This is a genomic window from Phenylobacterium sp. (genome assembly GCF_041691455.1).
Classification (GTDB): domain Bacteria; phylum Pseudomonadota; class Alphaproteobacteria; order Caulobacterales; family Caulobacteraceae; genus Phenylobacterium.
The window spans coordinates 1-21,658 of record NZ_JBEPUO010000022.1 but is presented as its reverse complement, the minus strand read 5'-3'; the positions used below and the strand labels follow the sequence as shown (position 1 = coordinate 21,658).

General features: G+C 69.6%; 22 protein-coding genes. 12 read left to right on the top strand and 10 right to left on the bottom strand.

Going from position 1 to position 21,658, the window contains the following annotated elements:
- Positions 1-97 precede the first annotated feature (97 nt).
- The 8 genes from dusB (at position 98) to hflX (ending at position 9,873) form a co-directional block, all read left to right on the top strand.
- Entirely contained in the window at positions 98-1,105 is a 1,008-nt protein-coding gene (gene dusB / locus ACESMY_RS18555; RefSeq protein ID WP_372786102.1) for a tRNA dihydrouridine synthase DusB, read from the top strand.
- Entirely contained in the window at positions 1,102-2,223 is a 1,122-nt protein-coding gene (locus ACESMY_RS18550; protein ID WP_372786101.1) for a nitrogen regulation protein NR(II), read from the top strand. The genes dusB and ACESMY_RS18550 overlap by 4 nt, the downstream gene beginning before the upstream one ends.
- The gene (gene ntrC / locus ACESMY_RS18545) at positions 2,220-3,641 is read left to right on the top strand and encodes a nitrogen regulation protein NR(I) (protein ID WP_372786100.1); all 1,422 of its coding nucleotides are present in this window, start codon (positions 2,220-2,222) and stop codon (positions 3,639-3,641) included. The genes ACESMY_RS18550 and ntrC overlap by 4 nt, the downstream gene beginning before the upstream one ends.
- An 85-nt stretch (positions 3,642-3,726) precedes the next feature.
- A complete protein-coding gene (locus tag ACESMY_RS18540) occupies positions 3,727-5,943 on the top strand; it encodes an ATP-binding protein (protein WP_372786099.1) in 2,217 nt (738 codons plus the stop codon).
- A gap of 11 nt (positions 5,944-5,954) precedes the next feature.
- Positions 5,955-7,346 carry a sigma-54-dependent transcriptional regulator gene (locus ACESMY_RS18535; protein WP_372786098.1) on the top strand — a complete coding sequence of 464 codons (1,392 nt, stop codon included), beginning with the start codon at positions 5,955-5,957 and terminating at the stop codon, positions 7,344-7,346.
- Positions 7,346-8,209 carry a D-amino-acid transaminase gene (locus tag ACESMY_RS18530; protein ID WP_372786097.1) on the top strand — a complete coding sequence of 288 codons (864 nt, stop codon included), beginning with the start codon at positions 7,346-7,348 and terminating at the stop codon, positions 8,207-8,209. The genes ACESMY_RS18535 and ACESMY_RS18530 overlap by 1 nt, the downstream gene beginning before the upstream one ends.
- A 102-nt stretch (positions 8,210-8,311) precedes the next feature.
- Positions 8,312-8,557 (top strand): RNA chaperone Hfq, encoded by a 246-nt coding sequence (hfq, locus tag ACESMY_RS18525; protein ID WP_293367327.1) that lies wholly within the window; start codon positions 8,312-8,314, stop codon positions 8,555-8,557.
- A gap of 47 nt (positions 8,558-8,604) precedes the next feature.
- Positions 8,605-9,873 carry a GTPase HflX gene (hflX, locus tag ACESMY_RS18520; RefSeq protein ID WP_372786096.1) on the top strand — a complete coding sequence of 423 codons (1,269 nt, stop codon included), beginning with the start codon at positions 8,605-8,607 and terminating at the stop codon, positions 9,871-9,873.
- Here the strand turns inward: hflX and mazG are convergent.
- Positions 9,870-10,685 (bottom strand): nucleoside triphosphate pyrophosphohydrolase, encoded by an 816-nt coding sequence (mazG, locus tag ACESMY_RS18515; protein WP_372786095.1) that lies wholly within the window; start codon positions 10,683-10,685, stop codon positions 9,870-9,872. The two genes, hflX and mazG, sit on opposite strands and share 4 nt — an antisense overlap.
- A 62-nt stretch (positions 10,686-10,747) precedes the next feature.
- Positions 10,748-11,236: a hypothetical protein gene (locus ACESMY_RS18510; protein WP_372786094.1), complete on the bottom strand. Its 489-nt coding sequence runs from the start codon at positions 11,234-11,236 to the stop codon at positions 10,748-10,750.
- Positions 11,237-11,395: 159 nt separating this feature from the next.
- On the opposite strand from ACESMY_RS18510, the gene ACESMY_RS18505 reads away from it, so the two are divergent.
- The gene (locus tag ACESMY_RS18505; protein ID WP_372786093.1) at positions 11,396-12,082 is read left to right on the top strand and encodes a GNAT family N-acetyltransferase; all 687 of its coding nucleotides are present in this window, start codon (positions 11,396-11,398) and stop codon (positions 12,080-12,082) included.
- Positions 12,083-12,118: 36 nt separating this feature from the next.
- On the opposite strand, the gene ACESMY_RS18500 is transcribed toward ACESMY_RS18505, so the two are convergent.
- The 8 genes from ACESMY_RS18500 to ACESMY_RS18465 all read right to left on the bottom strand — a co-directional run bounded on the left by ACESMY_RS18500 (position 12,119) and on the right by ACESMY_RS18465 (position 18,545).
- A complete protein-coding gene (locus ACESMY_RS18500) occupies positions 12,119-12,754 on the bottom strand; it encodes a glutathione S-transferase family protein (RefSeq protein ID WP_372786092.1) in 636 nt (211 codons plus the stop codon).
- Positions 12,755-12,818: 64 nt separating this feature from the next.
- A complete protein-coding gene (locus tag ACESMY_RS18495) occupies positions 12,819-13,547 on the bottom strand; it encodes a class I SAM-dependent methyltransferase (RefSeq protein WP_372786091.1) in 729 nt (242 codons plus the stop codon).
- A 69-nt stretch (positions 13,548-13,616) separates the two neighbouring features.
- A complete protein-coding gene (locus ACESMY_RS18490; protein ID WP_372786090.1) occupies positions 13,617-14,216 on the bottom strand; it encodes a formyltransferase family protein in 600 nt (199 codons plus the stop codon).
- Complete coding sequence (locus ACESMY_RS18485) at positions 14,213-15,037, bottom strand: MBL fold metallo-hydrolase (RefSeq protein WP_372786089.1); 825 nt, start codon at positions 15,035-15,037, stop codon at positions 14,213-14,215. The genes ACESMY_RS18490 and ACESMY_RS18485 overlap by 4 nt, the downstream gene beginning before the upstream one ends.
- Positions 15,034-15,810 carry a TatD family hydrolase gene (locus ACESMY_RS18480; RefSeq protein WP_372786088.1) on the bottom strand — a complete coding sequence of 259 codons (777 nt, stop codon included), beginning with the start codon at positions 15,808-15,810 and terminating at the stop codon, positions 15,034-15,036. The genes ACESMY_RS18485 and ACESMY_RS18480 overlap by 4 nt, the downstream gene beginning before the upstream one ends.
- A gap of 8 nt (positions 15,811-15,818) precedes the next feature.
- Positions 15,819-16,817: a DNA polymerase III subunit delta' gene (locus tag ACESMY_RS18475; protein WP_372786087.1), complete on the bottom strand. Its 999-nt coding sequence runs from the start codon at positions 16,815-16,817 to the stop codon at positions 15,819-15,821.
- Positions 16,810-17,445, bottom strand: a complete 636-nt coding sequence (tmk, locus tag ACESMY_RS18470) for a dTMP kinase (protein ID WP_372786086.1) — start codon at positions 17,443-17,445, stop codon at positions 16,810-16,812. Before tmk ends, ACESMY_RS18475 begins: the two co-directional genes overlap by 8 nt.
- Before the next feature lie 32 nt (positions 17,446-17,477).
- Entirely contained in the window at positions 17,478-18,545 is a 1,068-nt protein-coding gene (locus ACESMY_RS18465; RefSeq protein ID WP_372786085.1) for a septal ring lytic transglycosylase RlpA family protein, read from the bottom strand.
- A 129-nt stretch (positions 18,546-18,674) separates the two neighbouring features.
- Here ACESMY_RS18465 and ACESMY_RS18460 point away from each other — a divergent pair, with 129 nt between their 5' ends.
- The 3 genes from ACESMY_RS18460 (at position 18,675) to ACESMY_RS18450 (ending at position 21,522) form a co-directional block, all read left to right on the top strand.
- Positions 18,675-19,469, top strand: coding sequence for a glycosyltransferase family 2 protein (locus ACESMY_RS18460; protein WP_372786084.1), 795 nt, complete (start codon positions 18,675-18,677; stop codon positions 19,467-19,469).
- 103 nt (positions 19,470-19,572) lie between these two features.
- On the top strand, positions 19,573-20,811 hold the full coding sequence (locus ACESMY_RS18455; RefSeq protein ID WP_372786083.1) for an LLM class flavin-dependent oxidoreductase: 1,239 nt from the start codon (positions 19,573-19,575) through the stop codon (positions 20,809-20,811).
- An 87-nt stretch (positions 20,812-20,898) separates the two neighbouring features.
- Complete coding sequence (locus ACESMY_RS18450) at positions 20,899-21,522, top strand: hypothetical protein (RefSeq protein WP_372786082.1); 624 nt, start codon at positions 20,899-20,901, stop codon at positions 21,520-21,522.
- The last annotated feature ends 136 nt before the right edge of the window (positions 21,523-21,658 follow it).

The window sequence follows — 21,658 nt, the reverse complement described above, 5'->3', positions numbered from 1 at the left end:
CCCGTGTTTAGGGGCAGGGCTGCGCTTGTCCAGTTCGGGCGGGGTTTACTGCACCGCACAAATTGCCTAAAAACCCAGCGGTGGGGATGATTACAAAATGAGCAGTGCGCTCAAGCTTCGCGACATCACGGTCGGCGGCCACGTGTGGATCGCGCCGATGACCGGGGTCTCCGACCTGCCGTTCCGGCGGGCGGCGAGCCGGTTGGGCGCGGCCTATGTGGCCACCGAGATGGTCGCCTGCGCCGAGTTCTCCAAGGGGCGGCCCGATGTGGTCCGGCGCGCCGCCGTGGGGGAGGGTCTGCCCCTGATGGTCGTCCAGCTGGTCGGCCGCGACCCGGTCCACATCGCCGAGGGCGCGCGCCTCGCCCAGGCGGCCGGCGCCCAGATCATCGACCTCAACTTCGGCTGCCCGGCGCGCGAGGTGACCGGTGGCCATGGCGGCTCGGCCCTGATGCGCGAACCGGAGCTCGCCGAACGCCTGATGGCCGCGGCCATCGCGGCCGTCGACGTGCCGGTCACCGTCAAGATGCGGCTGGGCTGGGACGACGCCTCGCAGAATGCGCCGGAGATCGCCGCCCGCGCCGAGGCGCTGGGCGTCGCGGCCGTCACCGTCCACGGCCGCACCCGCTGCCAGTTCTACAAGGGCGCCGCCGACTGGGCCGCCGTGCGGGCGGTGAAGGAGGCGGTCTCCGTCCCGGTCATCGTCAACGGCGACATCGTCGATGGCGCGACCGCGCGCGCCGCGCTCGCCGCCTCGGGCGCCGACGGGGTGATGGTCGGCCGAGGCGTCTATGGCCGGCCCTGGATCGCCGCCCAGCTTGAGGCAGAGCTGGCGGGCCGCGCCTTCGCTCCGCCGGACGCCGCGACCCGCCTGGGTATCGCCCTGGACCACTTCCGCGATGCGCTCGGCTTCTACGGCGACCGCCTGGGCCTGAAGGTCTTCCGCAAGCACCTGGCCTCCTATGTCGACCAAGCGCCCTGGCCGGCCGACGCCGAAGCCCGGCGTGAGGCCCGCGGAATCCTCTGCCGCCTTGAGGCGCCGGGAGAGGTCGAGCGCGGCCTGACGGCGCTGTGGGCCGATCCGGAACGGCGGCTGGCGGCATGAGCTGGCGTACGCTCCCCCAATCGCTCGGCGTCGATACCCTGGCCCTGAAGGCCGCGGCCTTCGAGCTCAGTCCCGACCCGGCCATGGTGGTCGACGACACCGGCGCCCTGGTCGCGGTCAACGAGGCCGCCGAGGCGCTGTTCGGCCAGGGCCTGGGCCTCCTGGCCCGCGGCCGCTTCAGCGCCGCCCTGCCGCCGGGTTCGGCGCTCGTTTCCCTCCTCAACCGCGCGATCGAGGAAGACGCCAAGGTTCGCGAACGCGGCGTGCAGATCAGCCTTTTCGGCCTGCCGCCCTTTGAGGCCGACGGCGCGGCGGCCCCGCTCGGCGACGGCTCGGTGCTGCTGACCCTCAGCGTCAAGGCCGGGCTCGGCGCCGAACGCAACGGGGCGGAGGCGGCCGGGGGCCTGCGGTCCATCGTCGGCCTCGGCCGCATGCTGGCCCATGAGATCAAGAATCCGCTGGCCGGCATCCGCGGCGCGGCCCAGCTGCTCAAGTCCGGCGCGAAGGCCGAGGACGCCCCGCTCGCCCAGCTGATCGTCGACGAGACCGACCGGGTGCGCCGGCTGGTCGACCGCATGGAGGCCTTCTCCGACGACGCGCTGCCTTCGCTCGCCCCGCTCAACATCCACCAGGTGCTGGACCGGGTGCGGGCGCTGGCCGCCAACGGTGTCGCCGACGGCCTGACGTTGCGCGAGCAGTACGATCCTTCGCTGCCGCCGGTGCTGGGCGACGAGGATCAGCTGATCCAGATTTTCCTGAACCTGGTGAAGAACGCCGCTGAGGCCGCCCATTCGCGCGGCGACGGGCGCGGCGCGATCGGCATCTACACGGCCTATCGGCACGGGGTGCGGGTGCGCGCGGCCAAGGGTCAGGCGCTGCGCGGCGCGCCGCTTGAGGTGCGGATCGTCGACAACGGCCCCGGCGTGCCGGCCCACCTGCGTGAGCACCTGTTCCAACCCTTCGTGACCTCCAAGGCCAATGGCGCGGGTCTTGGCCTCGCCTTGGTCAGCAAGCTGGTCGGGGCCCACGGCGGCCTGCTGGACTTCGAATCCGAGCCCGGGCGGACGGAATTCCGCGTCTTGTTGCCTATCGCTTCCGCAGAGGACGTCCCGGCATGAACGCCGCCAGTAAGAAGATTCTGATCGCCGACGACGACGCCTCGATCCGCCTCGTGCTCTCCCAGGCCTTCACCCGGCTGGGCTACCAGGTGCGGGCCACGGGCAACGCCGCGACCCTGCTGAAGTGGGTCTCGGACGGAGAGGGCGACCTGATCATCACCGACGTGGTCATGCCCGACGAGAACGTCTTCGACGTCCTGCCGCGCATCCGCAAGGAGCGCCCGAAACTGCCGATCATCGTGATGAGCGCGCAGAACAACCTGATCACGGCGGTCAACGCCGCGGAGATGGGGGCCTTCGACTACATCCCGAAGCCCTTCGACCTGGACGACATGACCTCCGCGGCGCGGCGCGCGCTGTCGCGGCCCGCCGATCCCGAGGCCGCCCGCGCCCAGGCCCGCGCCGTGCGTGACGACCGCCTGCCGCTGATCGGCCGCTCAGGGCCCATGCAGGAGGTCTACCGCACCATCGCCCGGCTGGTGGGCGCCGACCTCACCGTGCTGTTGAGCGGCGAGTCCGGCACCGGCAAGGAATTGGTAGCCCGCGCCCTGCACGACATGGGCCGCCGGCGGGACGGCAAGTTCGTCACCATCAACCTCGCCGCCGTGCCCCGCGAGCGGGTCGAGACCGAGCTTTTCGGCAAGGAGGACGGCGACTGCGGCAAGCTGATCGACGCGGACGGCGGCACGCTGTTCCTCGACGAGATCGGCGACATGCCGCTCGACGCCCAGACCCGGCTCCTGCGGGTGATCGACGGGTCGGAGCCGGCGCTCAATCCCAAGACCAGCCGCCGGCCGAACGTGCGAATCATCGCCGCCACCAACCGCGACCTGCGCGGCCTGATCCAGCAGGGCCTGTTCCGCGAGGACCTGTTCTTCCGCCTGAACGTCGCGCCCCTGCGCCTGCCGCCGCTGCGCGACCGGGTGGACGACATCCCCGACCTGGCGCGGGCCTTCCTGCTGCGCGCCAATCGTGAAGGCCTGCCGTCCAAGACCATCGACGCCGCTGCGCTCGACCGGCTGAAGCAGCACCCCTGGCCAGGCAACGTCCGGGAGCTTGAGAACCTCGTCCGCCGGATCTGCGCCCTTTACGGCGAGGATCTGATCACCGCCCGCATCGTCGAGCGCGAACTGGCAGACCAGCAGCCGACGGTCCAAGGGGAGGAGGGGCCCGCGACGCTCTCCCAGATCGTCGAGCGCAAGCTCTCCAGCTACTTCGCCGACCAACCCGACGGCCTGCCGCCGGCCGGCCTCTACGACCGCGTGCTGGAGGAGGTCGAGCGCCCGTTGATCCAGCTCACCCTGTCCGCCACGCGGGGGAATCAGGTCCGCGCAGCGGAGATCCTCGGGCTCAACCGAAACACCCTGCGCAAGAAAATCTCCGACCTTGGCGTGGAAATGCAGCGGGGCCGCCGCTAGAAAAAGCCTGCCTGCGAGCGGCCTGACACATCTCTGCCACAAGCCTGTTGAGTTTAGGGCACAGTCCCTTAGGCTCCCTCACGCAATGGCTTTCGACCTTCGACAGTGGATCGCCGCCGCCGGCTTCGGCCGCGTGTGGCAGGCGATGCAGTCCCGGGTGGTGCTCGGCATCGGCTACGGGCTCGCCGCGGCGCTCACCGGCCTTGCGATCCTGCTGGCCGCCTCGCCGCCGTCGACCGGCCCCCTCGGACCCGCCAGCGACCTGATCCTGACGGTCCTGGGCTTCAACCTGGTCCTGATCCTGGCGCTGACCCTGGTGGTCTTCCTGCGCTTCGCGGTCCTGCTGGACGCCCGCGAGCGCGACCCCGGCGCGCGCCTGCAGGTCCGATTCGTCATGCTCTTCGCCGTGGCGGCCGTGGCGCCGGCCGTAGTGGTCGCGCTGTTCTACGGTGTGCTGGTCAACCGGGGCGTCGACAACTGGTTCAGCACGCGGGTGCAGACCGTCGTCGAGAACTCGGCCACCGTCGCGCGCTCCTACGTCGATGAACAGAGCCGCTACATCCAGCGGCACGTGACCCTGATGGCCGGAGACCTGAACCACGCGGCGCCGGCGCTGCAGGCGAGCCCGATCACCTTCAACCAGTTCCTGGGGCAGCTCGCCTCGGCCCACGCCTTCTCGGCGGCCTATCTGATCGACCGGGACGGGCGCGTGCTGGCCCGCGCCGAGGCGGCGGGCGCGCCGGAGCTGGTCATGCCGACCGCCTCCAGCTTCAAGGCCGCTGACCAGGGCGACATCTGGCTCTGCTATCGGACCTGCGGCGACGTGATGCGCTCGGTCTACCGGCTGCGCGCCTATCCGGACGCCTACCTCTATGTGATCCGGCCGGTGGAGAAGGGGATCGTCGCCCACCTGCTGGAGGCCGAGGCGAGCCTGGTCGCCTATCGCGACGCCGCCCAGAACCGCCAGAAGATTCAGACCATCTTCGCGCTCAGCTACGCAGAGACCGCGCTCCTCGTGCTGGTCGGGGCGGTCTGGCTCGGTCTGGGCGCGGCCAGCGCCATCTCCGCCCCGGTGGCGCGCCTGGTGCAGGCGGCAGGCAAGGTGGCCGGCGGCGACCTGACCGCCCGCGTCGACGCCGACAGCGACCCCGAGGAGATCGCCGTCCTGTCACGCGCCTTCAACAGCATGACCCACGATCTCCAGACCCAGCAGGAGGCGATCCGCACCGCCCACGAGGAGGCCGAGCGCAGGCGTCAGTTCATCGAGACCGTGCTGGCCGAGGTGAGCGCCGGCGTGATCGGCCTCGACGCCAACGGCAAGATCTCCGCGGCCAACCGCCAGGCCGAGGTGCTGCTGGGGCTTAAGGCCAATCAGGGCCGCGGCCGCAAGCTTTCCGAGATCGCGCCCGAGATCGCCGCCGTCGCCGCCGAGGCCGGCCGCGGGGCTGAGGCCGAGGCCGAGGTCGACATCGTCCGCGGCCGCGACACCCTGCGCCTGCGGGTGCGCGCGAGCCGCATCGAGGACGGCCTGGTCCTGACCTTCGACGACATCACCCGGCTGGTCACCGCCCAGCGCAACGCCGCCTGGCGCGACGTCGCCCGCCGCATCGCCCACGAGATCAAGAACCCGCTGACGCCGATCCAGCTCTCGGCCGAGCGGCTGCGGAAGAAATACCGCAAGGACATCGCCGCCCCGGAGCTGGAAACCTTCGACCGCTGCACCGACACCATCGTGCGCCAGGTGGACGCCATCCGGCAGATGGTCGACGAGTTCTCGTCCTTCGCCCGGATGCCCGCGCCGAAGTTCGCCGACCAGGACGCCTCCGAGCTGATCCGCGCGGCGGTCTTCGCACAACGGGTGGCGAGCCCCGACATCGCGGTCGAGCTGCTGGAGCCGATCCCCGAGGTCCGCCTGCTGGCCGACGAGCGGATGCTCACCCAGGCGCTGACCAACATCCTGAAGAACGCCGCCGAGGCGGTGGGCGCCCGCCGCACGGCCAAGCCCAAGGGCCGCATCCGCGCCCGGCTGGTCTCCGACGAGACCGGCGTCGCCTTCGAGGTCGAAGACAACGGCGTGGGCCTGCCCGAGAAAGACCGCGACCGCCTGACCGAACCCTATGTGACGACCCGCGAGAAGGGCACCGGCCTGGGCCTCGCCATCGTCAAACGCATCCTCGAAGACCATGGCGGCGAGCTGGAGCTTTCCGATGCCCGGACGGGCCCGGGCGCGCTCGCCATCCTGCGTCTCCCCGCCTCGGCGCGCGTGAAGCCTGCGCCGAAATCCGAAACCGTGACGGCTTGAAGGACTGAATGATGGTCTCCGACGTTCTGGTGGTCGACGACGAGGCGGATATCCGCGAGCTGGTGGCGGGCATCCTCGCCGACGAGGGCTATGCGGTGCGCACGGCCACCGACTCGGAGTCGGCGCTGGCCGCCATCCGGGCGCGCAAGCCGGCTCTGCTGATCCTCGACATCTGGATGGCCGGCGGCGGCATGGACGGCCTGGAACTCTTGGACATGGTCCGGACGCTGGACGGCGACCTGCCGGTGATCATGATCTCCGGCCACGGCAACATCGAAACCGCCGTCAGCGCCATCAAGCGCGGCGCCTACGAGTTCCTGGAAAAGCCGTTCAAGTCCGACCGCCTGCTGCTGGTGGTCGAGCGCGCCCTGGAGGCGGCCAATCTTCGCCGCGAGAACCGCCGCCTGCGCACCCAGGCGATCACGCCGGAGGGCATGACCGGCAAGTCGATGGCCGCACAGCAATTGCGCCAGATGATCGTCAAACTGGCCGGCGCCAACAGCCGCGTGCTGATCTCCGGGCCGCCGGGGTCCGGCAAGGAGACCGTGGCCCGCCTGATCCACGGCGCCTCCAGCCGCGCGCGCAACGAGTTCGTGCCGATCAGCGCCGCCGGCATGACGCCGGAGCGCATGGACGTGGAGCTGTTCGGCCAGGAGGGCGACGATGGCCGCACCGCCAAGGTCGGCGTCTTCGAGCGCGCCCACGCCGGCACGCTCTACCTCGACGAAGTGGCCGACATGCCCCGCGAGACGCAAGGGCGCATCCTGCGCGTCCTGGTCGACCAAAGCTTCCGCCGGGTCGGCGGCGACTCGGACGTGCACGTCGACGTCCGCGTGGTCTCCTCGACCTCCCGCGATCTGCGCGAGGAGATCGCCGCGGGCCGCTTCCGCGAGGACCTGTTCCACCGGCTGAACGTCGTGCCGGTCAACGTGCCGGGCCTCTCCGAGCGCCGCGAGGACATCCCCGAGCTGGTCGAATACTTCATCGAGCGGATCAGTGACGCCACCGGCATGCCCAGGCGCCGGCTGGCCGATGACGCGCTCGCCACCCTGCAGGTTCGCGCCTGGCCGGGGAACCTGCGCCAGCTGCGCAACAACGTGGAGCGGATGCTGATCCTGGCTTCCGGCGCGCCCGCCGACCCGATCACCGCCAACATGCTGCCGGCCGAGGCCATGGTCACCGACCAGGCGACCAGCCTGGGCGCCGAGCGGATGATCGCGCTGCCGTTGCGCGAGGCCCGCGAGGTGTTCGAGCGCGAGTACCTCAACGCCCAGATGCTGCGCTTCTCCGGCAACATCTCGCGCACTGCGGCCTTCATCGGGATGGAGCGCTCGGCCCTGCACAGGAAGCTGAAGTCGCTGGGCCTCTCCGGAGCACGGGCTCTGGAGGAAGAGGTCAGCTGATGGGCCGCGTCGCCTACGTCAACGGCCGCTTCGTCCCGCACGGCGAGGCGGTCGTCCACATCGAGGACCGTGGCTACCAGTTCGGCGACGCGATCTACGAGGTCTGGGCGCTGTTCGACGGCAAGCTGGCCGATGCCGAGGGCCACTTCGCGCGCCTGGAGCGGTCCCTGGGCGAACTCTCCATCGACATGCCGATGAGCCGCGCGGCCCTGACCTTGGTTTTGAAGGAGACCGTGCGCCGCAACCGGGTTCGCGACGGGATGCTCTATCTGCAGGTCAGCCGCGGCGTAGCCAGGCGCGACCACCCCTTTCCGAACCCGCCGGTGCGGCCGGCGGTGATTATGACGGTGAACGCTACGAACCGGGCCGCCGCCGAAGCCCGCGCGGCCAAGGGTGTGTCGGTGGTCACGACGCCGGAAAACCGCTGGGGCCGCTGCGATATCAAGACCGTGAACCTGATCCCCAATGTGCTCGCCAAGCAGAAGGCGCGCGCGGCCGGGGCGGTGGAGGCCTGGTTCGTGGACGAGCTCGGCTTCGTCACCGAGGGCGGCTCCTCCAACGCCTGGATCGTCGACGGAGACGGGCGCCTGCGCACCCGCGACACCAACGCCAACATCCTGCGCGGCGTCACCCGCAGCTCCCTCCTGGAGGTGATCCGCCGCGACGGCCTGGAGGTGGACGAGCGGCCTTTCACCCCCGCCGAGGCCTTGGCCGCGCGGGAGGCGTTCATCACCGGGGCGGGGACGCTTGTGCTGCCGGTGATCGCCGTGGATGGCAAGCCGGTGGGCGAAGGCACGCCCGGTCCGGTGGCGACGAGGCTCCGGCGTCTCTATATCGAGCAGGCGAAGGCTTCGGCCATCTGAAGCCTCGCCCGCGATTGCGCCCGTCGCAAATCGCGGTCTAGCTAACTTTCGTGTGTGGGTGGCGCTTTGGCCGCCCGAAGCAAAAAGAAGAGGCGAAAAGCCGTGAGCGAGAAGAAACAAAACCTGCAGGACACGTTCCTGAACAGCGTGCGGAAGTCCAAGACGCCGCTCACCATCTTCCTGGTCAATGGCGTGAAGCTGCAGGGCGTGGTGAGCTGGTTCGATAATTTCTGCGTCCTGCTCCGCCGGGACGGGCAGTCCCAGCTGGTCTACAAGCACGCCATCTCCACCATCATGCCGGCGCAACCTGTGCAGCTCTACGAGCCCGGCGAAGACGAGTCCGATTGAGTTCCTCCAAACCCGTAGACCGTGAAGCGCCGGTCCAAGGCGCCATTGTGATCCACCCTGACCGGGAAGGGCGCAGCTCTTCCCGGCAGGCGGCCGCGCGCCTGGAAGAGGCCGTGGGCCTGGCGCTCGCCCTCGACCTCGACGTCCGCGAGACCCTGATCGCCAACCTGCGCCAGCTGACGCCGGCCACCCTGTTCGGCAAGGGCAAGGTGGCCGAGATCGGCAAGATCATCGAGCTCGCCGAGGCCGACGTGGCGATCGTCGACGACAGCCTGACGCCGGTGCAGCAGCGCAATCTGGAGACCGCCTGGCAGGTGAAGGTCATCGACCGCACCGGCCTGATCCTGGAGATCTTCGCCCGCCGCGCCCGCACGCGGGAAGGCCGGCTGCAGGTCGAGCTGGCGAGGCTCTCCTACGAGCGCTCGCGCCTGGTGCGCACCTGGACCCACCTGGAGCGCCAACGCGGCGGCTTCGGGGTCATGGGCGGCCCCGGCGAAACCCAGATCGAGACCGACCGGCGGCTGATCGCCGACAAGATCCGCAAGCTGAAGCTTGAGCTGGTCGAGGTGCGCCGCACCCGCACCCTGCAGCGCTCGGCCCGCAAGCGGCATCCGTACCCGACGGTGGCGCTGGTCGGCTACACCAACGCCGGCAAGTCGACGCTGTTCAACCGCCTCACTAAGTCCGAAGTGGTGGCCGAGGACATGCTGTTCGCCACCCTCGATCCGACGCTGCGCATGCTGAAGCTGCCGGACGGGCGCCCGGCGATCATGTCCGACACGGTGGGCTTCATCTCCGACCTGCCGCATGAGCTGGTCGAGGCCTTCCGCGCCACCCTGGAGGAGGTCAAGGAGGCCGACGTCGTCCTGCACATCCGGGACATCGCCAGCGCCGAAAGCGCCGCCCAGGCGGGCGACGTGCGTGAGGTGCTGTCCAAGCTGGGCGTCGACATGGAGGAGCGCTCAATCCTGGAGGTCTGGAACAAGACCGACCTCATCCCCGCCGAGGACCGCGACATCGTCCGCGGCGACGCTCGCCGCGCGCATCCGCCGGCCATTCCACTCTCGGCTGCGACCGGGGAGGGGTGTGACGACCTGCTCGACGCCATCGCCGCCCTGGTCGACGAGGCCCCGCCGGTCGACGTGTTCACGCCGATGGGCGAGGGGGCCGCCATCGCCTGGCTTTATCGCCACGGGCGCGTCCTCGAACGCCACGACGGCAAGGACGGCTCGGTCCGTCTGGCCGTCAGCCTCTCACCCCAGGCGCTAGGCCAGTTCGAGCAGCAGTTTCCTGGCGCCGAGATCCGGGGACACTAGGCCCGGCGCTCGGTCGCCTTCGCCTCGTCCCAAAGCGCATCCATCTCGGCGAGGTCGGACTGGTCGGGGGTCTTGCCGCGTTCGGCGAGCCGCGCCTCGATATACTGGAAGCGCCGCGCGAACTTGGCGTTGGTGAACCGCAGCGAGTCCTCCGGATCGACCTCCAGGGTGCGGGCGAGATTGGCCACCACGAAGAGCACGTCGCCCATCTCCTGACGGGCCTTTTCCAGGTCGCCGGCGGCGATCTCGGCCTCCAGCTCGCCGATCTCCTCATGCAGCTTGGCCATCACATCCTCGACGGTCGGCCAGACGAAACCAACGCCTGCCGCGCGCTTGGAGAGCTTCACGGCGCGGGTGAGGGCGGGGAGGCCCACGGGCACGTCGTCCAGCAGCGACGCCGTCCGCCCCTTTCCCTGACGCTCCGCCGCTTTCAGCGCCTCCCAACCCTCCTTCTGATGGGCGAGGGACGCGTAGGTTTCTTCTGCGAAAACATGCGGATGTCGGCGAATCATCTTGTCGTTGATCGCGATCGCCACATCGTCGAATGCGAAGACGCCCTGCTCCTCGGCCATGCGCGCGTGGAACACCACCTGCAGCAACAGGTCGCCGAGTTCATCCTTCAGGTCGGAAAGGTCGTTCCGCTCGATCGCGTCGGCGACCTCATAGGCCTCCTCGACGGTGTAGGGGGCGACGGTCGCGAAGGTCTGCTCCAGGTCCCAGGGGCATCCGCCCTGCGGATCGCGCAGCCGCGCCATGATCGCCAGCAACCGGTCGATGGGCCGCAAGGTCGCGGGCGGTGCGGCTCGGGTCATGGGATTCTCTGGGATCAGCGCGCGACGATCAGACCGCGCGTCGGTCCCAGAGGCAACCGCGTTCAGCGGCGGGCGACGGCGTCGCCGCGGCCGAGCTGGTAGGCGAACCGGTCGATGGTCCATTGGGCGTCCGCCCAGGTGCCGCCGCGGCGCGCCCAGCGGATGTCGGACTCATAATATTTGTAGCTGATCGGCGTGACCTTGCCGTCCGATGCGATGGCGCTGCCTTCGATCCGCGCACCGCCGACGCCGAAGCTCTCGTAGGAGAGGCCGGGCTTGTCGGCGAGCTGCTTGAAGGTCGGCCGGTTGGGCTCCACGTCGGTCAGTTCGAGCTGGATCCGCTGGCCGTCATAGGCGCCGGTCTTGGCGAGCTGCTTTTCGACTCGGGTCCGAAGTTCGGTGGCGAGGTCGTTCACATCCCGCTGGCCGAGCGTCTTGGCGGCCTTGGCCTGCAGCTCAGGGCCGACGGTGACGGTCACCGAGGCGGGCGCCGCGGCCGCGGCGGTGGCGCTGGCAAGCAGCGCGGCGGTGGCAAAGACTAGGGTGCGCATGGTCTTCTCTCAGTTCTCGCCCTCACGCTTAAGGTAAGCCTCCCAGCGGTCACCGCAACTCTCGGGCGCGCGCGCCAGCCCTAGAATGTCTGTTTCACCCCTGTCCGTCGCCCGGTTGGCCCGGCGCGAAGCAGGGCGGTCCTGGGGTAAGAGGGGACGATGACGACTCACCATCCCCTCGACCGGCCGGTCTGGAGTTCGCTGACGACCCGCCAGGCGCCTCTGTCGCTCGGCGACGCGCGCGCCCTGCGGTTCGCGCCGGACTACGGCCTGTTCGCCGCCGTGACGGACACCACGCCCGAAAGCCTCGCCGCGCTCGCCGCCCTGATCCCCGCCGACGGCCAGGTGGCCCTGGTGGAGGCCGCAGAGCCGCCGGCCGTTCCCGGAACGGCCATCGAGTCGCGCTCCAACATCTGGCAGATGGTCCTGCAGGGGCTCACGCCGGCTGGACCGCCGGATTTCGAGATCGTCCCGCTTACCGAGGCCGACGCGCCGCAGATGCTGGCGCTCGCGACCCTGACCCGGCCCGGCCCCTTCTTCAGCCGCACCCACCAGCTCGGGGACTTCGTCGGGGTGAAACGGGAGGGCCGGCTGCTGGCCATGGCCGGCGAGCGCATGCAGCCGGCGGGTTTCACCGAGGTCAGCGGCGTCTGCACCGATCCGGACCACCGCGGGCGCGGCTACGCCGGCGCCCTGATGCGCGTCGCGGCCGGCCGCATCATCGCACGCGGCGAGACGGCCTTCCTGCACACCTACGCCCACAATACCGGCGCGATCGGGCTCTACGAGTCCCTCGGATTCGCGTTTCGCCGGGAACTCGGCATGACGGTCCTGAGCCGCGCCTAGGGTGCGAGCGGGCGCGGAGCCCTCCCACCGCGCAGCCTACGAGCGGATCTTATCGCCTGCGGCGAAGTGCGCCATCTGATCGGCATGAGCCTTCTTGAACGAGGGGCGCTCTGTGATCCGAGTCACATAGGACTCCGTCGCCGGTCGATTCCCGAAAGAGCGAACTCTTGCGACCCGGAGCACATCGGCCATCAGTAGGTCTGCGACCGTGAATCGGTCGGCCGCCAGCCATTGCCGCTCTTTCAGGATGCCCTCCATGTGGTCGAGGCGGCCTTCCAACCAGCCAGTAAGCTGATTGTCCTTTACGCCTGTCACTTCCAGGAACCACCAGGGGACTGAAACCATCTCGATCGAATTGAGCGCGGCGATCGTCCATTGCAGCGTTTGAGCTTCGCCGACCGGATCGCGCGGCATCAGCGCTTCGCTTTTTCCGGCGAGATGCAGCAGCCCCGCGCCACTTTCGAATATTTGAAGCTCGCCATCGCTCAGGAATGGGACCTGGCCGAACGGTTGAAGCGCCAGATGGTCAGGCCCCCGGTCTTCGAACGGGACTGTTCGCACGGAGTAGGCGAGCCCGGCTTCCTCGCACGCCCACCTCAGCCGTATGTCGCGCACAAAGCCACGGGGGCCTTCGGGCACCCAATCATAGGTCCAAACAATCGGTTCGCTCACACTAACCAATTCCGGCCATATCCCTGTTGCGCCTAAGGAAGATTATCGGAAATATAGCGAGCCCTCACTTGGGCTTTCGGAATTTCAGCAGGAACTGGTCGGTCTTCCCGCGGATCGACGGATGGAACACCATCTTGTCGCGCGGGTCGTCCGGATTGGCGAAGATCGCGCTCTCGCCGTCCAGCTTGAAGCCGGCCTTGAGCACCTCGGCCACCACGGCGTCGCGGTCGATCCGATGCAGCGTCTCGGTCGCCGTCAGGCCGGAACCCTTCACGGCCGAATGGTCCAGGATCACATAGACACCGCCGGGCTTCAGCGCGGCATAGACTTCCTTGTTGAACGTCGGCACGTCGGCCGGGCTCATGAACTTGTCGTAGAGGTCGTGGTAGTTCTGGCGGATGAACACCACGTCGAGGCGGCTCGGCAGCCCCAGGGCGTTCGTCGGGTTCGTGCTCATCACCTCGATGTTGTGACCCTCGGCGCCTTCGGCCGCCTTGGCCATCGCCGGCAGGACCTCGGAGTGGGTCTTCACGATCTCGGCCGGTTCGACGGCGTAGACCTTGCCCTTCGGCCCCACGGCCACGGACAACGCCCGCGTGAAGCGGCCCGCGACGATGTCGGCCACCCGGTCACCGGGCTTCAAGCCCATGAACTTGATGACCTCCTCGCGCTTGAAGGACGGATCGGTCATGGCGTCGGCCGGCGGCGGCGGTTGCGCCAGCGCGGGCGCGACGGCGCCAGCCATCAGAATGAGGCTCAGCCCGAGGCCGGCGGCGCGGATATGGTTCTTCATGTCACCCTCCCAAAGGTCATCTGGACGAACGCTGTAACGGAAGTCCGTTCCGCACAACCGCATTCGCACTCAAAGGACGATCTCGCCCCGCGCAATCCGACAGAGCGTCTCGACGAAAAATCCCGGCTCCAGGCCGGTCACCCGGACCTCCAGCGTCTCCGCCGTGTCGCCGGCCATCACCGGCACGGCCATCCGGGCGATCACCGGGCCGCGATCGTACTCCTCATCCACCAGGTGGATGCAGATGCCGCTTTCCGCGACGCCAGCGGCGATCACCGCCTCGTGGACGCGCCGCCCGTACATGCCGTGGCCGCCGAATTCCGGCAGCGGGCCCGGATGGATGTTGAGAATCCGCCCGGCGTAGCGCCCCAGCGTCTGAGGCCCGAGCTGGCGCAGATAGCCGGACAGGACGATCAGCTCGACGCCATGGCCGGCCATCGCCTCGGCGAGCCGCGCGTCGGCCGCCGCCGGATCGCCCTGGGTTGGAACATAGAGCGCCGGTACGTCCATCTCGGCGGCAAAGGCCAGGGCCGGGGCGCTTTTGTTGTTGCTGACCAGCAGCCGCGCCTGCGCCGCGAGCCCATCGGCCTGGATCGCGGCAGCGATCGCCCGGGCGCTGGAGCCGTTTCCCGACGCGAGGAAACCAAGCTTAAGCGGCGAAGATATCACGCGAAATCGCCGCTGAGTTCATGTTCGAACCGAAGCCCGTCGAAGGCCGGCTCGACGCCCGCCGGCAGCTCGGCCTTGAGGGTCTCGTAGTCCAGGTCGATATGCAGGTTGGTGAGGATCGCCCGGCGCGGCTTCAGCCGCTCGATCCACGAAAGCGCCAGCGCCAGGTGCGCGTGGGTCGGATGCGGCCGGTAGCGCAGGGCGTCGACGATCCAGACGTCCAGGTCCGCCAGCGCCGCGAAGGCGGATTCATCCAGGTTAACGACGTCGCTGGAGTAGGCGACCCCGCCGAACCGGTAGCCCACCGAGCGCACCCCGCCGTGATCCTGATCGAAGGTCACGACCGGGATCGCGCCCGACGGCCCCTCGACGGCCCACCGTTCGCCGTGCGCCGGGATCGCGCGCCGCTCGCAGATCGCCGGATAGCCGCCTTCGCCCTCGAAGATGTAGCCGAACCGCCGCATCATCGAAGTGTCGGTCGCGGCGTCCATGTGGCAGCCGATCTTCGCCCGCTGGCGGATGAAGAAGGCCCGCACATCGTCGATGCCGTGCACCTGGTCGGCGTGGTCGTGGGTCAGGAGGATGGCGTCGAGCCGCTTGGCGCCGGCGTTCGCGGTCTGCAGCCGCAGGTCCGGCGAGGTGTCGACGATAGCGGTCGTCTCACGCTCCGCCCCCTCCCCCAGCCGCCGGACGAGGAGGGAACAGCGCGAGCGCAGGTTCTTCGGGTTCGCCGGATCGCAGGCGCCCCAGTCGCCGTCAGCCCTTGGCACACCCCCCGACGAGCCGCAGCCCAGCACCGTGAACTCCAGGCGCCCGGTCACGGGCGGGGTATCCGGTCGAAGAGCGCGAAGAAGGCATCCTCGCTGCGGGCCTCCGCCTCCTCCAGCGTCCAGCCGCGGATCTCGGCCAGCTTGGCCAGCACATGCGGCAGGAAGGCCGGCTCGTTGCGCCGCCCGCGATAGGGTACGGGCGCAAGATAAGGGCAGTCGGTCTCGACGATGATCCGGTCGGCCGGCATCTCGGCGATCACCGCGCGGACCTCCGTGGCGGCCTTGAAGGTGGCGATGCCGGAGACCGAGAACCAGGCGCCCAGCGCCGCGGCGCGCGCCGCCAGCTCGGGGCCGGAGGTGTAGCAGTGCATCAGGATGCGGAACGGACCCTGCGCGTATTCCGCCTCCAGGATGTCGCCCATGTCCGCGTCGGCCTCGCGGGTATGGACCACCAGCGGCAGGCCGGTCTGCCGGGCCGCGGCGGCGTGGGCGCGGAACACCTTGGCCTGGATGACGCGCGGGCTGAGGTCATAGTGGAAGTCGAGGCCGGTCTCGCCGACGCCCACGACCCGCGGATCGGCCGCCAGCGCGACCAGGGTCTCGGCCGCGAGGTCCGGGTCCTCCTTGGCCTCGTGCGGGTGGGTCCCCACGGTGCACCAGATGTCGGGATGCTGGGCCACCTGCCGCACGGCCTCATAGTTCGAGACCTTGTCGCAGATATTGACCATCAGCCGCACGCCGGCCGCCAGCGCGCGGGAGATCACCGCCTCGCGATCGGCGTCGAACTGCGGGGCGTGCAGGTTCACGTGGCTGTCGATCAGCATGGGCTGGTCTAGGCCGCCCGGGCCGCCTGGCGCAACTCGCCGAGCGCGGTGAAGAGGGCGTCGGCGCGGTCGAGGTTCAGCGCCTCGGCCTCGCGCGGCAGCCGCTGCAGTGTCTCCCAGGCCTGCGCCCAGCGGTCGAGGCCGCCGATCCCCTGCCCCGCCCGTTCTGCGGCGAAGCCGTGGACCCGCTCGGCCAGGCGGTCGAACAGCAGGTTGAACTGCGCCTGCCCCTCCCCACCCCGGAACCGGTCGGAGAGCGACAGCGCCATGGCCTCGTCCACCCTGGGCAGGGCCTCGATCAGCGCGCGGGCCGCGTCGTCCATGGCGATGGCGTTGGCGCCGGCCAGCGCCCAGGCCCGGCCCGGCGCCCCGCCGGCCATCTTCGCCAGCCTGAGCGCGTCCTCGGCGCTGACGTCTTCGCGCTCGCGCACGAAGGCCGCGGCCGCCTCCAGCGACAGCGGCTGGAACGCCAGCCTGCGGCACCGAGAGCGGATAGTGGCCAGCAGGCGCCCGGGGGAATGGCTGACCATCAGCAGCACCCCATGGGCCGGCGGCTCCTCGAGGGTCTTCAGGATGGCGTTGGCGGCGTTGACGTTGAGGTCGTCGGCGGCGTCGACGATCGCCACCCGGTGCGGGGCGCTGGCCGGCGACTTGGAGAAGAACTCGGAGAGGCCGCGCGCCTCGTCGACGGGGATCACCTTGCGGACCTTGCCGTCCTCGCCCACCCGCTCCAGCACGAAGAGATCGGGGTGCGAGCGGGCGATCACCTGGCGGCTGACCGGATGGTCCGGACTGGAGCCCAGGACCCCGTAGGCGGCGTCCGCGGGCGCGCCCAGCAGCCGGCGCGCGGCGCGGTAAGCGAAGGTCGCCTTGCCGTCGCCCTCCGGACCGGTGAGCAGCCAGGCGTGGTGCAGCCGCCCGCGCGCCCGCGTCGCCTCGAAGGCCGCCTCGGCGGTCTCGTGGCCGATGAGGTCGAAGACCTCGCGGGGATGGCGCATCTCAGCCATGGACCGAGATCCGGCCCCAGACCGCCGCCCAGACCGCCTCTTCGACCTCGTCCAGCGAGCCGGTGGCGTCGATCACCGCGCAGCGCTCCGGCTCGGCCCTGGCGATGGCCAGGAAGCCCTCGCGCAGACGTTCATGGAAGGCTTGGCCCTTGGACTCGAAGCGCATCTCCGCCCCGGCCCGCGCGTGCGCTCGCTCGAGGCCCACCTCCACCGGCAGGTCGAAGATCAGCGTCATGTCCGGCCGCGTGTCCTCCAGGATGAAGGTCTCCAGCGCCGCGATCAGCGCCGGGTCGGCGCCGCCGGCCGCGCCTTGGTAGGCCCGCGTGGAGTCGGAGAACCGGTCGCAGACCACCCAGGCGCCGCGCTCCAGCGCCGGGCGGATCACCCGCTCGATATGGTCGCGCCGCGCGGCATACATCAGCAGCGTCTCGGTGACCGGGCTCCAGCGGTCGGCATTGCCCTTCAGCACAAGCTCGCGGATGGCCTCGCCGCCCGGCGAACCGCCCGGTTCGCGGGTGGCTACGACCTCACGGCCGCCGTCGCGCAGGCGCGTGACCAGCCGCACGAGCTGGGTGGATTTCCCCGCCCCCTCGCCGCCTTCGAGCGTGATGAATTGACCCGGCTGCACCAGGCCCAAATTGGCCAGTTCGGCGCGGAAGTCTAGAAGCTAGCGGGCCGGATCACCCGTGCGTCGGTAAAGCCGATGGCGGCCACCTTGTCGCGGACCGCATAGGCCTCCGCCTCGTCCGAGGGGCCCGGCAGCAGCACCCGATAGAGCGTCGTGCCGCCGTGGTCGAAGGGCTCGACGGTCGCCGCGCCCTGCGCGGACAGCTGGGCGGCGACACGGCGGGCGCGGTCCTGGTCGCTGAAGGCGCCGGCCTGGATGCGATAGAGGGCCGCGTCGGCGCCGGCCGCCGACGACCGCGGGACGGAGGCGAGCGGCGTGAGCGTCGAGACCGAAACTGGCTCGGGCGGCGCCACCAGGGGCTTCACCTCGACCTGCAACCCGCGCTGCGCCGAATGCGGCGCGGCGATGGGGGTGGCGGCGACGGGGGCGCCAGCGATGGGGGTGAACGAGCGCGTGGGCGCCGCATCGGCGAAGATCTCCTCGTCGGCCGGCCGCGCAGACCGGGCGGCGGGCGCATAGGCCGGCGCGGTCGCCCGGGCATAGCGCACCCCGGCCTCCGGTCCGCCCAGAGGCGCGGGCCCGACGTAGCGCACGCGCACCCGCGCCGTTCCCTGACGGTCGTAGCCGAGCTCCCGCGCCGCGGCCTGGCTCAGGTCGATGATCCGGCCGCCGACGAAGGGGCCCCGGTCATTCACCCGCACGATCAGCTTCCGCCCGTTGCCGAGATTGGTCACCTCCACCATCGAGGGCAGCGGCAGGGTGGTGTGCGCTGCGGAGAATTGGTTGAGGTCGAAGATCTCGCCGTTGGCGGTGGCCTTCATCTGGAACGCGTCGCCGTACCAGGAGGCGATGCCGGTCTGGTCGTAGTTGGGCTGCTCCTGGGGCACGTACCAGATGCCGCCCACCTGATAGGGCTCGCCGGTCTTGTAGCGGCCGTTCGGCGCCGGCGCTGGGGCGGTCCTGGCGTAGGCCTTCGGCGGCGCGGCCGCGGACCCCGGCCCGCGCACGGCGTATTGCGGCGTCATGCAGGCTGTCAGCGAGCCCGCCGCCATCAGCACGGCGGCCAAGCGGCCCGTGCGCATGATCCGTCCGCGATCCATGGCGATGCTAGCTCCGCTGGCGTTTGCTAGGCCCGAGCTTGCCCGCGCAAGCTTTCGCCAGGGTTAACCGGAGATTGCCGATTTAGGCCCATGAGTCGGGATTGGTGAGAGTTGGGGCGGGGAACAGCCGTGACGGTCAGGCGTCGCATCAAGGTCAGGCTGAAGTGGGCGATCCGGCGAACCGTCGGGGCCTTGCGCGTCTGGGAGTGGGTTCTGGCCCTCAGCCAGGCGCACCGCGTCCCGGCCATCTGGCTCTTCGAGCGCCGCGAGATCGCCCGGCTTCGGCGTGCGCTCGGGCCCCAGCCGCGGGCCCGCGTCGCCTGCATCGTCTCCACCTATCGCCGGCCGGAAAAACTGCGCCTGGCGGTCGAGTCCATCCTGGCCCAGACCGAGCCCGATTTCCGGATCGTGGTGGTCGACGACGGCGCGGGCCTGCCGGAGCTGCCGGCCGATCCGCGCCTCCTGGCGGTGTCGCTCTCGCGGAACACCGGCATCCCCGGGGTCGTGCGCAACGTCGGGATCGGCCTCGGCGCCTCGGACTGCATCGCCTTCCTCGACGACGACAACACCTGGGAGCCCAACCACCTGGCCGTGGGCCTGGCCGAGCTCGAGGCCGGCTATGACCTGGTCTACACCGGCCTCACCCGCCGCAGGCCTGACGGCGAGGTGCAGGACACGCTCGCCAGGCCCTTCGATCGCCGGACGCTGGCCCGCCGCTCCTATGTGGACACCAGCTCGATCCTGGTGCGCCGCACGCCCAAGGTCCGCTTCAGCCGCCTGCCGCGCTCGCACCTCAGCCGCGGCGGCGAGGACCGCGAGCTGGTCTACCGGCTGAGCCACAACGCCCGCGTGACCCTCGTGCCGGTCGTCACCGTGAACTACCTCGTCCACCCGGGGAACGTGTTCAACATCTGGAAGGACTGAGGCCGCAGCCCGGCCGCCTGGGTCTTGCCAAACCCGCCGCCCTGGCGGGAAGTGGCGGATAGGCCCGCGCCAGACGGGCCGGCGATGGGCGGAGGACGCGAGGATGCGGTTCGGGATCTTCTACGAGCACCAGCTCCCCAAGCCGTGGAACGACGGCGACGAGGCGCGCTTGTTCCACCAGGCCCTGGAGCAGGTCGTGCTCGCCGACCGGCTCGGCTACGACTACGCCTGGGAGGTCGAGCACCACTTCCTGGAGGAATATTCCCACTCCTCCGCGCCCGAGGTGTTCCTGGCGGCCTGCGCGGCCCTGACCAAGACCATCCGGGTCGGCCACGGCATCCGCCAGGTGATCCCCAACTACAACCACCCCGCCCGCACCGCCGAGGGCCTGGCGACGCTCGACATCATCTCCAATGGCCGGCTCGACTTCGGCATCGGCGAGGGCGCGACGCGGCTGGAGCTCGGCGGCTTCGCCATCCCGGCCAAGGAAAAGCGCGCCCTGGCCATCGAGGCGGCCGAGCAGATCGCCAACATGATGGTCATGGCCCCCTACCCCGGCTTCGAAGGGCGGGGCTTCTCCTTCCCCTGCCGCAACGTGGTGCCCAAGCCCGTGCAGAAGCCGCATCCGCCCATGTGGATGGCCTGCACCAACCGCGACACCATCAAGGTCGCGGCCTCCATCGGGGTCGGCGCCCTGGCCTTCTCCTTCGTCGATCCGGAAGAGGCGCGGAACTGGGCCGAGATCTACTACGGCATCATCAAGTCCGATGAATGCGTCCCGGTCGGCCACGCGGTGAACGCCAACATGGCCATGGTCTCCAACTTCTCGGTCCATCCCGACCGCGACGAGGCGATCCGCCGGGGCCAGGAGGGGTTCGAGTTCTTCAACTATGCGGTCAACGCCCTGGTCGCCCACGACGTCCTGCCCGGCCGCTCGGCGCTCTTCGCCGACTTCCAGAAGGCCCGCCAGGCCTCCGACGAGGAGATCATCGCCGCGCGCAAGGCCAGCGCCCGCAACGCCAGCGGCATCGGTACGCCCGCCGACATCCGCGACCATATCGCCGCCTTCCGCGACGCCGGCGTCGACCAGGTGATCTTCCTGCAGCAGGCCGGCCGCAACAAGCATGAGCACATCTGCGAGGCCCTGGAACTCTTCGCCGCCAAGGTGATGCCGCAGTTCAAGGCCGAGGTCGCCGAGCGCGAGGCGAAGAAAGCCGCGGACCTCGCGCCGTATATCGAGGCGGCGATGGCGCGGAAGGTCTGGATGCAACCGCTCGCCGACGCGGACATCCCGGTGGTCCCGGCCTCGCGGAAGAAGGCGGAGATCAACGAGGCGAGATAGTGGCGGCATCGCTCGTCAAGTGGGGTGCACGGTTGACACACACACCTACGCACGCTGAAGCTCGAACTCGTGAAGGTGGGGTGAGCAATGCGTTGGATTGCGTTGGCTGCGATGTGCGCGGCTGGATTGGTGGCTGCTTTGCCGGCAGATGCGGCGAGCATCACCTATACGATCAGCGGGCTAGGTTCAGGCTCGCTCGCCGGGACCGCTTTCACCGACGCCGGCTATACCTTCACACTCTCCGGGGACACGGAAGACATCTCCGATCTAGGCACGGCTGGCTATCAGCTGAGCCCTTTGGGGTCGACCTCCATCCTGATCGATGGTTTCTCCGCGGCCTATCTCACGGACCCGCTGCGGTTATTTATCAACTCTTCCAGCACATTGGGGGTAGCGCCAACCTCGACGACTGCGAGTGATTTTGTAGTCCACCTGACTGGGTTTCCGGATATCAGCCTGAGCTTCGGCCCGCTGACCGGATCTGCCGCGCCGGGCTTCTTTGGCATTCCGTTGCCTACTTCCAGCGGCGAACTCGTGCTTGACAGCCTCGGCCGCGCCAGCGTTTCCGCAGTCACGGACAACACCATCTCAAGTCTGTCGGGCGACATAGTCCCCTTCGGTACACCGGAACCCGACAGCTGGATGCTCATGTTGTCCGGCTTCTTTGCGCTGGGAACCATGCTACGGCGCCGTCAGAGGGCTCACCCATAGCTTGGGCTACGCCGCGGCGACCTTCTGAGGTTAGCGAGAGCCCACCAAAAGGTCGTGTGCAATGGCGGACGGGGTGGGATTCGAACCCACGGTGGGCTTTCACCCACGGCGGTTTTCAAGACCGCTGCCTTAAACC